The sequence below is a fragment of the Klebsiella sp. CTHL.F3a genome (genome assembly GCF_019890895.1).
In the GTDB taxonomy this organism is placed as follows: domain Bacteria; phylum Pseudomonadota; class Gammaproteobacteria; order Enterobacterales; family Enterobacteriaceae; genus Klebsiella; species Klebsiella grimontii.
In genome coordinates this window covers 3597341-3610001 of record NZ_CP082360.1, presented here as the reverse complement: position 1 = coordinate 3610001, position 12661 = coordinate 3597341, and the positions used below count along the sequence as shown (strand labels likewise).

At 57.0% G+C, this 12661-nt stretch carries 10 protein-coding genes; 5 read left to right on the top strand and 5 right to left on the bottom strand.

What is annotated here, in order from left to right; translation table 11 throughout:
- Positions 1-77 precede the first annotated feature (77 nt).
- The 3 genes from K7H21_RS17025 to mdtH form a co-directional block, all read right to left on the bottom strand.
- Positions 78-638 (bottom strand): lipoprotein, encoded by a 561-nt coding sequence (locus K7H21_RS17025; RefSeq protein ID WP_004131365.1) that lies wholly within the window; start codon positions 636-638, stop codon positions 78-80.
- A 135-nt stretch (positions 639-773) separates the two neighbouring features.
- Positions 774-1421, bottom strand: coding sequence for a glutaredoxin 2 (gene grxB / locus K7H21_RS17020; RefSeq protein ID WP_049112584.1), 648 nt, complete (start codon positions 1419-1421; stop codon positions 774-776).
- Between the two features lie 65 nt (positions 1422-1486).
- Complete coding sequence (gene mdtH, locus K7H21_RS17015) at positions 1487-2695, bottom strand: multidrug efflux MFS transporter MdtH (RefSeq protein WP_223035243.1); 1209 nt, start codon at positions 2693-2695, stop codon at positions 1487-1489.
- Between the two features lie 229 nt (positions 2696-2924).
- Here mdtH and rimJ point away from each other — a divergent pair, with 229 nt between their 5' ends.
- The 4 genes from rimJ to murJ all read left to right on the top strand — a co-directional run bounded on the left by rimJ (position 2925) and on the right by murJ (position 6740).
- The gene (gene rimJ / locus K7H21_RS17010; protein ID WP_004131378.1) at positions 2925-3509 is read left to right on the top strand and encodes a ribosomal protein S5-alanine N-acetyltransferase; all 585 of its coding nucleotides are present in this window, start codon (positions 2925-2927) and stop codon (positions 3507-3509) included.
- Positions 3510-3518: 9 nt separating this feature from the next.
- Positions 3519-4166 (top strand): YceH family protein, encoded by a 648-nt coding sequence (locus tag K7H21_RS17005; RefSeq protein ID WP_004131380.1) that lies wholly within the window; start codon positions 3519-3521, stop codon positions 4164-4166.
- Positions 4167-4168: 2 nt separating this feature from the next.
- On the top strand, positions 4169-5092 hold the full coding sequence (locus K7H21_RS17000) for a Gfo/Idh/MocA family protein (RefSeq protein WP_004131382.1): 924 nt from the start codon (positions 4169-4171) through the stop codon (positions 5090-5092).
- Between the two features lie 112 nt (positions 5093-5204).
- A complete protein-coding gene (gene murJ, locus K7H21_RS16995; RefSeq protein ID WP_004131383.1) occupies positions 5205-6740 on the top strand; it encodes a murein biosynthesis integral membrane protein MurJ in 1536 nt (511 codons plus the stop codon).
- A 52-nt stretch (positions 6741-6792) separates the two neighbouring features.
- On the opposite strand, the gene K7H21_RS16990 is transcribed toward murJ, so the two are convergent.
- Positions 6793-8007, bottom strand: coding sequence for an MFS transporter (locus K7H21_RS16990; protein ID WP_223035242.1), 1215 nt, complete (start codon positions 8005-8007; stop codon positions 6793-6795).
- A gap of 109 nt (positions 8008-8116) precedes the next feature.
- On the opposite strand from K7H21_RS16990, the gene K7H21_RS16985 reads away from it, so the two are divergent.
- Positions 8117-9052 carry a LysR family transcriptional regulator gene (locus K7H21_RS16985; RefSeq protein WP_112166324.1) on the top strand — a complete coding sequence of 312 codons (936 nt, stop codon included), beginning with the start codon at positions 8117-8119 and terminating at the stop codon, positions 9050-9052.
- Positions 9053-9086: 34 nt separating this feature from the next.
- On the opposite strand, the gene rne is transcribed toward K7H21_RS16985, so the two are convergent.
- The gene (gene rne / locus K7H21_RS16980; RefSeq protein WP_172879555.1) at positions 9087-12332 is read right to left on the bottom strand and encodes a ribonuclease E; all 3246 of its coding nucleotides are present in this window, start codon (positions 12330-12332) and stop codon (positions 9087-9089) included.
- Positions 12333-12661: the final 329 nt, after the last annotated feature.

Below are 12661 nucleotides of genomic sequence, written 5' to 3'. Positions count from 1 at the left end.
GGGCACTAAGGATAAGCGTAAACGTTTTCCTTTGCATCAACTTCCGTAAAAAATCGGGCGCTTCAGCGCCCGAGATATTAGTTTGTGAATGGGATAATAATCTCGCCGGGCTTCACCTCAATACCTTTAGCATACTTTTTCGCCAGCGCCTCACCGGTGCTGGCATCTTCGCGCAGGACGTAGGCAGGCTGCTGATTGAAGTAGCTACGCAGGGACTGATTCAGGTAAGGGATCAGCGTCTGTACCACAGACTGGAGTTTTTCCGGCTGAACTTTGGCATCGACCACCTCCATCTCCTGCAGGAAAATGGCTCCCTTTTCTTTGTTAAACGCCGGCAGCGCTTTGAGCTTCAGATCGATGGTCGCTTTCTGGTTCCCGAAGAGTGAATTCAGATCTAAATTAGCCACGCCGCTTAACGTCACTTTGTTCGGTTCTTCACGGCCAATAGCGCTGGTAAGATTTTGCAGTTCAATATGGGCATCCGCTACGCCTGGCAGGCCAATATCCTTAGCGAAGTGGTTACGTTTCTGCAGCGCCTGATTGATTTCCTGCTCGCTCACGGAATACTGCGTGAGCTGGTTACAGGCGCTGAGCAGGCCGCTAACGATAAGCACGGCCGCGATAAACATCTTTTTCATTGGATTCCTTAATGTCATGCCATGGGTTCATCCTGACACAAAGCAGCATGGCTCGCCAGCGCAGGAGGTGCTAGCGGAAAAGACTGAAAAAGAGGCGTATGGCAGCGAAGGGCAAACCCATCCACTGCCTTGAGGTTAAATAGCCATTGAGGAAAGCAGGTTGATCTGCGTCTGTTTGGCCATGTTGTCACGATAGGCGGCCACACGGCTCGGCCAGTTCACGCCGGCAACTAGCGTCAGATTTCTCAGTAGAGGGAAGAGATGAATATCATCTTCAGAGAGTTCACCGTTAACGGCGTTAGGCTGGACGATCGATTTATCCAGCGCCCGCAGATCATCGCTGATGTTCTTGACCAGACCGGGGGAATGGGCGAGATGGTCGGCAAAGCTGCCGATAGCCGCCTCTTTCTTTTTCACGAAATAAGCACGCGCCTCTGGCGTTGCGAATTCATCAAAAGCGGATTTAGCAAAGCGAGGGATTAACAAGCGGTTAGCGTAGTCGTTGACCTTCCTGAGCCAGGTTTCAATCGCCGGATTACGTGCGCCGGTAAGCAGCGGTTTTCCGTCCAGCTTATCGACGTAGTGCACGATATCCATACTTTCCGGCATGTAACGGCTATCGTCTTTCTGCAGGATTGGCGCCATCTTCTGGCCGATCATTCGGGTTGGGGTTACTTCATCATCGTTCAGGAGCGCGATCAGTTCGACAGGGATATTTTTCAGGCCGAAAATCATGCGGGCTTTAAGGCAGAACGGGCAGTGATCGTAGATATATAACTTCACGTTTCTCCTCCATAGTGGCTGAACATCCTCAATTCAGTATGGAGGAGAAACGAAGGCCCGGCAAATCAGGTACGCGGCTCCAGCATTCCGGAGGCCGAACGTTTCGGGCTGAACTGCCACCACAGAGCGATAAACGTCGCGAGGCCGATAACGCCCAGCATCAGCCATGGCAGCTCCGGCCGACCTGCGGCCTTCCCGGCGTCGAACAGCCATCCGCCGCCTGCGTAACCGAAAGCGCCGCCGAAGGCTAATCCTAAACGGCTAAAGCCCATATAGCTGCCGCGCGCTCTGGCATCAGCCAGCGAAGCGCCCAGCGTCTCGCGCGCGGGTTCAGCGATAATTGAACCCATATAAAATACGCAGATCAGCGTAAACAGCTGCTGCAGATTGCTGCTCAGGCCAATCGGCATCATCGCGAGCGTCATGATCAGCAGGCCGGCCATCAGGCGATGCTCGAGGCGGAAACGCTTTTCGCTCCAGCGGGCAATCGGGTACAGCAGCGTCAGCGAAATGGTCGCTTCAATGGCGTACATCCATTTTACCGCCGCTGGAGAACCCGCAATATCGTTAACCATGATCGGCAGCATTAGCATCACCTGCACCGCCAGCATGTAATATCCGGTAAGCGTCAATACGTAGGTGACAAAGCGTTTGTCGCGCAGCACGCGTCCCAGCCCTTCACGAACCGGCGTTTTGACCGTCGACAGCTTCCAGGCCGGGAGATACCAGGCGTTGAATGCCGCGCAGGCGATAAACAGGGCCGCCCCGGCGCTGCACACCAGACGAAAATCATATTGCAGCAGCCAGCTTCCCAGCAGCGCGCCGATCACCGCCCCTGCGCTATCCTGCATCATCAGGATAGAAAAGAAACGTCCGCGCTGGTGCGGGCGTACCAGCTTGACCACCAGCGCCGCCCGCGGGGGATCGAACAGCGTGCCGCCGAGACCTGAGAGAATGCAGGAGAGCCACAGCACCCAGGGTTCATGGGCGACGGCCATTGCCGCGAAACCGGCCGCGCGCATCAGCATACCAGTGACGATCATCGGTTTGGCGCCAAAACGGTCGGCAATGGCGCCGCCAAATATCCCTAAACCTTGCTGCACCAGCTGACGCAGGCCGAGCGCAATCCCGACCATCAGCGCAGCCCACCCCATCTGGTCGACAAAGCGAATGGAGATAAGCGGGAATACGACGAAAAAGCCGAGTACAACCAGCATGTTATCAACTAACAGGAAATATTTACCCAGGCTCCTTGCCTGCGATACGCGGGACATTTCCCCTCCCGGGAAAAATAAGGATAAGCGTTGATATTCTGCGGGGATAACGGCTATTTTCCCAGCTAACTTGCGACAATATTTTTTTATCAAAATGCAAGAACGATAGAGCCTATTCATCGAAAAGCAGAGGTGGTGCAGAAAATGGTATGTTGCTGTTTTCACTCAACCGCGCAGGACAGGTATAGTAAAGTCAGCAAGTATTGCGTCTGGGGAACAGGAGAGGGGAATGTTTGGCTATCGCAGTAACGTACCGAAGGTGCGTTTGACGACGGACCGGCTGGTGGTACGGCTGGTGCACGATCGTGACGCCTGGCGTCTGGCCGATTATTACGCGGAAAATAAAGGGTTCTTAAAACCCTGGGAGCCGGTGCGCGACGACAGCCACTGTTATCCTTCCGGCTGGCAGGCGCGTTTATCGATGATTTCTGAGTTCCATAAGCAGGGCTCGGCGTTCTATTTTGCCCTGCTTGACCCGGAGGAAAAAGAGATCATCGGCGTGGCGAATTTTTCGAACGTGGTGCGCGGTTCGTTTCATGCCTGCTACCTCGGCTACTCCATCGGTGAGAAATGGCAGGGGCAAGGGCTAATGTATGAAGCGCTGACCTCGGCGATTCGCTATATGCAGCGCACGCAGCATATCCATCGCATAATGGCAAACTACATGCCGCATAATCAGCGCAGCGGCGATTTGCTGGCGCGTCTGGGCTTTGAAAAAGAGGGTTACGCCAAAGATTACCTGCTTATTGATGGGCAGTGGCGCGATCACGTACTGACGGCGTTGACGACACCGGACTGGACCCCGGGTCGCTAAGGAGACATCATGAAATATCAGTTAACCTTGCATGAAGCGCGGGTCATTGGCTGCCTGCTGGAAAAGCAGGTCACCACGCCGGAGCAGTACCCTCTATCGGTCAACGCGGTGGTCACCGCCTGTAACCAAAAAACGAACCGTGAACCGGTGATGTCGCTCAGCGAAAGCGATGTCCAGGATCTGCTCGATACCTTAGTGAAGCGCCATTATTTGCGAACGGTCAGCGGTTTCGGCAATCGGGTGACCAAATATGAGCAGCGTTTCTGCAACTCTGAATTTGGCGATCTGAAATTATCCCCGGCGGAAGTCGCTATTATTACCACCTTGCTGCTGCGCGGGGCGCAGACGCCTGGTGAACTTCGCGGTCGCGCGCAGCGGATGCATGAATTCAGCGATATGGCGGAGGTTGAAAGCGTCCTCGAAAATCTGGCGACGCGGGAAGATGGCCCCTATGTCGCGCGTCTGCCGCGGGAGCCCGGCAAGCGTGAAAGCCGCTATATGCATCTGTTTTGCGATGATATGGATTCACTGATTACCGTCGTTGAGGCCGTGTCGCCCGCTGGCGACGATCTGCAGATGCGCGTAGAGGCGCTGGAAGCGGAAGTCGCCGAGCTGAAAGCGCGACTGGATTCACTGCTGGCTCACTTGGGAGATTAAGCATGTCGGCAAAACTACGTATAGGAGTGGTTGGCCTGGGCGGTATTGCGCAAAAGGCGTGGCTACCGGTGCTGGGGGCCGCCGATGGCTGGACGCTACAGGCAGCGTGGTCGCCGGGCAAAGAGAAAGCGCAGCGTATCTGCGAAACCTGGCGGATCCCCTATGCGGATTCTCTGGAACAGCTGGCGGCTCAGTGTGACGCCGTGTTCGTGCATACTTCCACGGCTTCACATTATGAAGTGGTTTGTCGGTTGCTCAATGCCGGCGTTCATGTCTGCGTTGATAAACCGCTTGCGGATAAGCTTAGCGATGCGGAGACACTGGTTGAGCTGGCCGCCCGCCGTCATCTCACGCTCATGGTCGGGTTTAATCGCCGTTTTGCTCCGCTCTATCGCGAGCTGAAGGCGCAGCTCGGAAACGCAGCGTCGCTGCGGATGGACAAACATCGCAGCGACAGCGTCGGCCACGATCTGCGCTTCACGCTGCTGGATGACTATCTGCACGTGGTTGATACGGCCTTATGGCTGGCGGGCGATAAGGCGCGTTTAAGCGGCGGAGCGCTGCATACCACGGCTCAAGGCGAGATGCTGTATGCCGAGCATCATTTCACGTCCGGGATGATACAGATCACAACCAGTATGCACCGCCGCGCCGGAAGCCAGCGGGAGTGGGTTCAGGCGGTAACCGACGGCGGATTATATGAAGTCCGCGATATGCGGGAGTGGCAGGAGGAGCGGGGACGCGGAGTGATACAGCGCCCAATTCCCGGCTGGCAGACAACACTTGAGCAGCGAGGCTTCACCGGCTGCGCGCGGCATTTTATCGAATGCGTGCAAAATCAGACGGTTCCTGAAACGTCCGGGGAGCAGGCGCTGCTGGCTCAGCGGGTGGTGGATAAGCTCTGGCGCGAAGCGATGAGCGAATAATCCGTTGTAACAACTGGCAGTAGTAATTCAGTATGAACCCGGTAGACTATCGCCACTTTCCCGCGCCCGCATTTGCGGGCGTTTTACTCCAGGGTTGTGGAATAACACGTTAATGAATCTTTTAAAATCACTGGCGGCCGTCAGTTCGATGACCATGTTTTCGCGCGTGCTGGGCTTTGCGCGCGATGCGATTGTCGCACGTATTTTTGGCGCGGGGATGGCCACCGACGCCTTCTTCGTTGCTTTCAAACTCCCGAACCTTTTACGACGTATTTTTGCTGAGGGCGCATTTTCTCAGGCTTTTGTGCCGATTCTTGCTGAATATAAAAGCAAACAGGGCGAGGATGCGACCCGCGTTTTCGTCGCCTATGTATCGGGATTGCTGACGCTGGTTCTGGCGCTGGTCACCGTCGCCGGTATGCTGGCGGCGCCGTGGGTGATTACCGTCACCGCGCCGGGGTTTGCCGATACGCCCGAAAAGTTCGCCCTGACCACTCAGCTCTTGCGCATCACTTTTCCCTATATTCTGCTGATCTCCCTGGCGTCACTGGTTGGCGCTATCCTGAATACCTGGAACCGCTTTTCGGTTCCCGCTTTTGCCCCAACCTTCCTTAACGTCAGCATGATTGGCTTTGCGCTGTTTGCGGCCCCCTATTTTAATCCGCCGATGCTGGCAATGGCGTGGGCGGTAACGGTTGGCGGTATTTTGCAGCTTGCCTGGCAGCTGCCGCATCTGAAAAAAATCGGCATGCTGGTGCTGCCGCGGGTCAACCTTAAAGATGCTGGCGCGGTGCGGGTGGTGAAACAGATGGGGCCGGCGATCCTCGGCGTCTCAGTCAGCCAGATATCACTGATTATTAACACGATCTTTGCCTCATTCCTCGTATCCGGCTCCGTGTCGTGGATGTACTACGCCGATCGTCTGATGGAGTTTCCGTCCGGCGTGCTGGGCGTGGCGCTGGGGACCATTCTGCTGCCGTCGCTGTCAAAAAGCTTCGCCAGCGGCAATCACGATGAATACTGCCGTTTGATGGACTGGGGATTGCGCCTGTGCTTCCTGCTTGCGCTACCGAGCGCGGTGGCGTTAGGGATCCTGGCCAAGCCGCTGACGGTCGCGCTATTCCAGTACGGGAAATTTACCGCTTTTGATGCCGCGATGACCCAGCGTGCGCTGGTGGCGTATTCTGTCGGGCTGATGGGGCTTATTGTGGTGAAAGTGCTGGCTCCCGGATTCTATTCGCGCCAGGACATTAAAACGCCGGTGAAAATTGCTATCGTCACGCTGCTCATGACGCAGGTGATGAACCTCGCCTTTATTGGCCCCCTGAAGCATGCTGGCCTGTCGTTGTCGATTGGCCTGGCGGCCTGTCTTAACGCCGCGCTGCTCTACTGGCAGCTGCGGAAACAGAAAATTTTTACGCCTCAGCCGGGTTGGTTCCTGTTTCTGCTGCGCCTGGTTATTGCGGTGATTATCATGTCAGCGGCGCTGCTGGGCGTGATGTACCTGATGCCAGAGTGGTCGCAGGGGACGATGCCGTTCCGTCTGCTGCGTTTAATGGTGGTCGTAATCGCGGGCGTTATCGCCTATTTCGCGACGCTGCTGCTGCTGGGATTTCGCGTGAAAGAGTTTGCTCGCCGTACGGCCTGAACTGACTGAACGCAGTAAAAGCCGCTCTGCAGTTTCTGCAGAGCGGCTTTTTTTATCTGAGGGTTCGCTGCGCGGATACGACCCTGGCGCTTTCCAGTAGGCGGATCCCAAGGGCAATTGCGCCGGTAATGACGGCCAGCGTCACCACACCGCTCCAGCCGGCCATCACATACAGTTTGCTTCCCAGTACTGAACCCAGCGACATGCCAATAAAGACGCCGGTGAACAGCAGCGCATTGAGTCGACCGCGCGCCTGAGGTTCCAGACCGTACACCAGATTCTGGTGAGCCACGAGGCTGGATTGCAGTCCAAGGTCGAAACCGACGGCCGAAATGGCAATCAGGATCAGCTGGCCATGCGGCGGTAGTGCAGGCAGCAGAAACATCAGGGCAAACGAAACGGTAACCAGCGCGGCCCCCATTTGCGTGACTTTTTCCGCGCCGAACTTATCGGCCAGGCCACCGGCCAGCGGCGCGGCGAGCGCCCCGGCGGCACCTGCGATACCAAAACCGCCGGCTACCGCGCTGCCCATCTGGTAGTGCGCCAGTAGCATGACCGCGAGCGTTGACCAGAAGGCGCTGAAGGCGATAGAGAGGAATCCCTGAGCGAATGCGGCGCGACGCAGGGCCGGATAGCGTTTCCACAGATGGGCCATCGATTTCATCAGCTGCGGATAGCTCAGGGTTGAGTGAATCTCAAAGCGCGGCAGGACGCGCCACATCACCAGCCCAATCAGCGCGATGCTGACCGCCGCCGCCTGATACATCACCCTCCAGCCGAAGAGGGCGCCCACCAGTCCGCTGACGGTACGCGACAGCAGGATCCCCAGCAGCAGTCCGGTCATCACCGTCCCTACCATTTTCCCTTGCTTACCCGCGGGAGCCAGAATCGCGGCTGCCGGTACAATATCCTGGGCCATGGTCGCGGCCATACCGATAAGCAGGCTGACAATCAGCAGGGAGGTCAGCTGACCGGTGAGGCTGCAAAGCAGCAGAAGGACGGCCAGCGCGGCGCTTTTCATCAGGATCAATTTCCTGCGGTTGTGACGGTCACCAAGCGGGAGAAGAAACAGTATGCCCAGTGCGTAGCCGGCCTGGGTCAAAGTCGGAACCAGGCCCATACCCTCAACGCTCAAATGCAGGTTAGCTCCCATCAGGGGTAACAGTGGTTGCGCGTAATAGATTGAGGCGACGCTGAAGCCCGCGCCCAGCGCAAGGATGAAAATAACCCACCCGGCGGCGCGGGAGGTGAGTGGAACTGGTGTCATGATGGATTCCTCTTAGAAGCGATGGCGCTATTTTTCCCCTAATCGCGCTGGCGCGGTAGATAGCCCGGTGGTAAAACGGTTATACGTTAAACGTATAGGCAAAATAAAAATGAAGAAGCAAGAGCGTATAGATCGGATCGAACTGATGCGTACGTTTATTCGTATTGTCGAGGCCGGTTCTCTCTCCGCTGCGGCGGCACAGATGAATACGACCCAGGCGACGGTAAGCAGACGGCTTCAGTCACTGGAGGCGCTGCTTGGCGCAAAGCTGATTCTGCGTACCACCCACGCGATGAAGCTGACCGATGATGGTGAACGCTGCTATCAGCACGCCCGACAGGTCGTCGATGCCTGGCTGGCACTCGAGGACGACCTGCGGATTACCGATGATCGGCCCGTGGGAATATTACGAGTGCGGGCGCCGCATGCGTTCGGTCAGCAGCAGCTGCTGGGGCCGCTGGTGGATTTTTTGCAGCGCTATCCCCAATTGTCGGTGGAATGGATGTTGAACGATAAGACGGTTGATTTCCTGAGCGATGGTATCGACTGCGCGATTCGCGTGGGAGCGGAGGTGGATCCGGCTACGGTATCGGTATTGCTGGCCGAGGTTCCGCGTAGCGTAGTCGCTTCGCCGGCGCTGCTGGCGAACTCGCCGCCGTTAAACGCGCCGCAGGAGATGTCGATGCTACCGTGGATAGCCATCAGCACGTTCTATCAGCATGAGGTGACGCTGCGGTCTCAGATGGATGAGCAAATTGTCACCTTCGGTATCGCGCCGTGCCTGAGTACCGATAGCGTGCATGTTGCTCGTAATACCGCGCTGGCGGGGCTAGGCGCGGCGATCGTGTCGAGCTGGGCGGTCGTGGAAGATATCGCCGCCGGGCGGCTGGTAGAGCTGTTCCCGCAGTGGCAAGCATCGCCGTTGCCGGTACACCTCGTCTATCCCTGGGCGCGCTACTATCCGACGCGGTTGCGTAAGTTTCTCGATCTGATGCGCGAGGTTATGCCTCAGGTGGCGGGGATGCAGCGGCCGGAAGGGGAATAAAAAAGACCGGCCACCAGGGCCGGTCTTGTAGAGGTTACTCTACGGACTGCGGACGGGTAGGTCCGGCTGTGGCTTTATGCGTGGCGCTATGGCCGCCAGCAGAGCCTTTACCGTCAAAATCAAAGTTCGGGCGAACCCAATCGCTTTGACGCGGCGCTTCAGGCACGTAGTCCGGTGCAGGCGCACGCGTCATCGGCGCCGTCGCGTGACGATTGGCGACCTTAACAACCGGCGCGGCTTCGACTGCTGGCTTAGTCTCAACCACCGGCTCCGCTACTGGCGCTGGCGCAGAAACGACAGGCGCTTCTTCAACAACCTCAGGCGTTTCTTCAACAACCTCAGGCGCTTCTTCGGCTACAACTGGTTCAGACACAGGGGCCGTTGCTTCCGGCTCGACGGCGTCTTTCGCATCAACTTCGACGGCTTCTGCGACAACGTCTTCAACTACGGCTTCATCGGCTTTCGCAATCAGCTGCGGCTGTTCATCAACCGGGGTGGCGATAACTTCCGGATGGGTAGTTTCAACGACCGAAACTTCCGGTTCGTTAATCACCGCCACAGGTTCGGAGATGGCTGCGTTATCTTCGGCTGCTGCCGGCGCAATCACTTCAGAAACAACCGGCTCGGCGGCAGCCGCTGGCGTGATGATCGGCTCAGCCGCAGCGACGGAGAACTCCTGAACCGGAGCGTCTTCCTGCTGCTGGTCCTGCGGGCGAACCACCGGATAGCGGATCCACACTTTACCAGACGCCATTTCCGGTGATGCGCAGGCAACGGTCAGCGGCATCGGGGATTGTGTCGGATAACGCTCATCACGGTAACGACGACGGCGCTGGCCGCTTACGCGCAGGTGACGAGGCGAGCGGCGCGAACGGCGCGGCATGCCGTTAGATTCGCGAGCTTCACCGTTGTCGTCATGTTCCGCAGCTGTCTCAACAACCGCCGGCAGATCGACTTTTGCCAGTTCAGTACGTGGAGCAGCGTTTTCCGGCTGGACAACAGGCGCTTCTGTTACCTGCGCTGCGGCTACCGGCTCGACAACCTGCTCAGCGGCAGCAGATTCGAAACGAACCTTCTGCGCCAGCTGGCGCGGTTTACGACGCGGCATAGTCTGCACGCGTTCTTCCTGCTCGCTATCCTGTACGATTGGCTCTTCGCGGGTTTGCGTTTTGGCTTCCTGCTGAACCTGACGTTTATCATCGTTACGACGACGATTACGTTCGCGACGCGGCTGCTGCTCGTCGCGAGCTTTGCCTTTTTCGCTATCTTCTACCGTGGTCTGGCGAATTTCGCGCGGCTCGGCGTTCTGCTGCTTCTCACGACGGTTACGGCGGTTTTCTTCGCGAGATTCCCGGCCTTCGCTATTCTCGGCACGATTATCGCGGCTATCGCGATTATCCCGGTTGTCACGACGGTCATTGCGATCGCGGCGGTTGTTAGAACGCGGTTTACGACGCTCCTGCTGACGTTCGGATTTCTCTTCCGCTTTTTTCTCAACCTGAACTTCTGCCGGTTTAGTCTCTTCCGCACCGGAGAACATATTTTTCAGCGCGCTGAAGAAGCGGGCAACCAGACCCGGCTGGGCCGGTTTTGCGGCCTTCGGTGCGGATGCGGCAGGCGTAACGGTAGCCGCTGCCCTGGCCGGCTCTTCCTGTGCCGGAGCCGGAGGGGCTTCTGGCATGACAAAAGCGGCCAGCGCTGGTTGTTCCGGGAGTTTACGCTCAGCCGGCTCTTCATCAGAAGGCATGGCCATCTCTTCTTCGTGCAGTTTCGGCAGCAGATAGCTCAGCGTGGAGGTTTCTTCGCCTTTACGCACGCGCAGAACGGAGTAGTGCGGCGTTTCCATCTGGTCGTTTGGCACGATAATGACGCGCACATCGGCCTGACGGGTTTCAATCGCGCTTACCGCAGCACGTTTTTCGTTCAGCAGGTAAGAAGCAATCGGCACCGGCACGATAGCGTGAACTTCTTTGGTGTTCTCTTTCAGCGCTTCTTCTTCGATCAAACGCAGAATGGAAAGCGACAGCGATTCGTTATCGCGCACGGTACCCGTTCCGCTACAGCGCGGGCAGACGTGATGGCTGGACTCGCCGAGCGATGGGCTGAGGCGCTGGCGCGACATCTCCAGCAGTCCAAAGCGTGAAATATGGCTGATCTGGATCCGCGCTCGGTCCTGACGGACAGCTTCGCGCAGGCGGTTTTCCACCGCACGTTGATGGCGAACCGGGGTCATATCAATGAAGTCGATAACGATCAGGCCGCCAAGGTCGCGCAGACGCAGCTGACGAGCGATTTCATCTGCCGCTTCAAGGTTGGTGTTAAACGCTGTTTCTTCGATATCGCCGCCGCGGGTGGCGCGTGCGGAGTTGATATCAATAGCGGTCAGCGCTTCGGTACTGTCGATAACGATAGAACCACCGGAAGGCAGACGCACTTCACGCTGGAAAGCGGATTCAATCTGCGATTCGATCTGATAGTGGCTGAACAGCGGGATTTCCCCAGTGTACAGTTTAATTTTGCTGCTGAAATCCGGACGACCCAGCGCCGCGATGTGCTGGCGAGCCAGCTCAAGCACTTTCGGGTTATCAATCAGAATTTCGCCGATATCCTGGCGCAGATAGTCGCGGAAAGCGCGCACAATCACGTTGCTTTCCTGATGGATCAGGAATGGAGCTGGGCGATTTTCTGCGGCTTTCTGGATGGCTTCCCAGTGCTTCAGGCGGAAGCTTAAGTCCCACTGCAGCGCTTCGGCGGACTTGCCGACGCCTGCGGTGCGAACGATAAGTCCCATGCCGTCCGGTAGCTCAAGGCTGGCCAGCGCTTCTTTAAGTTCGGTGCGATCGTCACCCTCAATGCGGCGTGAAATACCGCCAGCGCGTGGGTTATTTGGCATCAGCACCAGATAGCTGCCCGCCAGGCTAATAAAGGTCGTCAGCGCGGCGCCTTTATTGCCACGCTCTTCTTTATCAATCTGGACAATAACTTCCTGACCTTCACGCAGCACGTCCTTGATGTTCGGACGACCATGAGAATTGTAGTTGGCAGGGAAGTATTCGCGGGCGATTTCTTTAAGAGGGAGGAAACCATGACGCTCGGCACCATAATCAACAAACGCGGCTTCGAGGCTAGGTTCTATACGAGTGATTTTGCCTTTGTAGATGTTCGCTTTTTTCTGTTCGTGCCCGGGGCTTTCGATATCCAGGTCGTACAGGCGCTGCCCATCAACAAGGGCGACGCGCAACTCTTCCTGCTGAGTTGCGTTGATTAACATTCTTTTCATCGTAACTTACTCATTATTCTTACATTGACGACTAAGCTACGGGCAGAGTAACGCCTTACCGGGGGAAACCGATGGCCTCGTGTCTGTTTCACGTCGCCAACCTCACGGTTGTCGCGCGCTTAAGAGGCGCAGAGTGTCGGTCGCCTGTATTTCAAACGGAAACACAGCGCAATTATCAGGGGAACTGCCTGGGATGTATCACCAGAGAAGATTCCATTTATACCCATCGTTTTTCACGTAGCCGGCGTGGCGGCTTAACCTGCTCATCTTAATCATTGGATCCAGATGAGCGCCGGGATATCCCAGTGTGAACGCCTTCCTGCGACGTG

Bases quoted from the DNA above. Each gene is read 5' to 3' on its own strand.
- K7H21_RS17000 (WP_004131382.1), top strand. From the start codon at position 4,169: ATGTCGGCAAAACTACGTATAGGAGTGGTTGGCCTGGGCGGTATTGCG.
- rimJ (WP_004131378.1), top strand. From the start codon at position 2,925: ATGTTTGGCTATCGCAGTAACGTACCGAAGGTGCGTTTGACGACGGAC.
- K7H21_RS16985 (WP_112166324.1), top strand. From the start codon at position 8,117: ATGAAGAAGCAAGAGCGTATAGATCGGATCGAACTGATGCGTACGTTT.
- mdtH (WP_223035243.1), bottom strand. From the start codon at position 2,695: ATGTCCCGCGTATCGCAGGCAAGGAGCCTGGGTAAATATTTCCTGTTA.
- K7H21_RS16990 (WP_223035242.1), bottom strand. From the start codon at position 8,007: ATGACACCAGTTCCACTCACCTCCCGCGCCGCCGGGTGGGTTATTTTC.
- K7H21_RS17005 (WP_004131380.1), top strand. From the start codon at position 3,519: ATGAAATATCAGTTAACCTTGCATGAAGCGCGGGTCATTGGCTGCCTG.
- murJ (WP_004131383.1), top strand. From the start codon at position 5,205: ATGAATCTTTTAAAATCACTGGCGGCCGTCAGTTCGATGACCATGTTT.
- rne (WP_172879555.1), bottom strand. From the start codon at position 12,332: ATGAAAAGAATGTTAATCAACGCAACTCAGCAGGAAGAGTTGCGCGTC.
- K7H21_RS17025 (WP_004131365.1), bottom strand. From the start codon at position 638: ATGAAAAAGATGTTTATCGCGGCCGTGCTTATCGTTAGCGGCCTGCTC.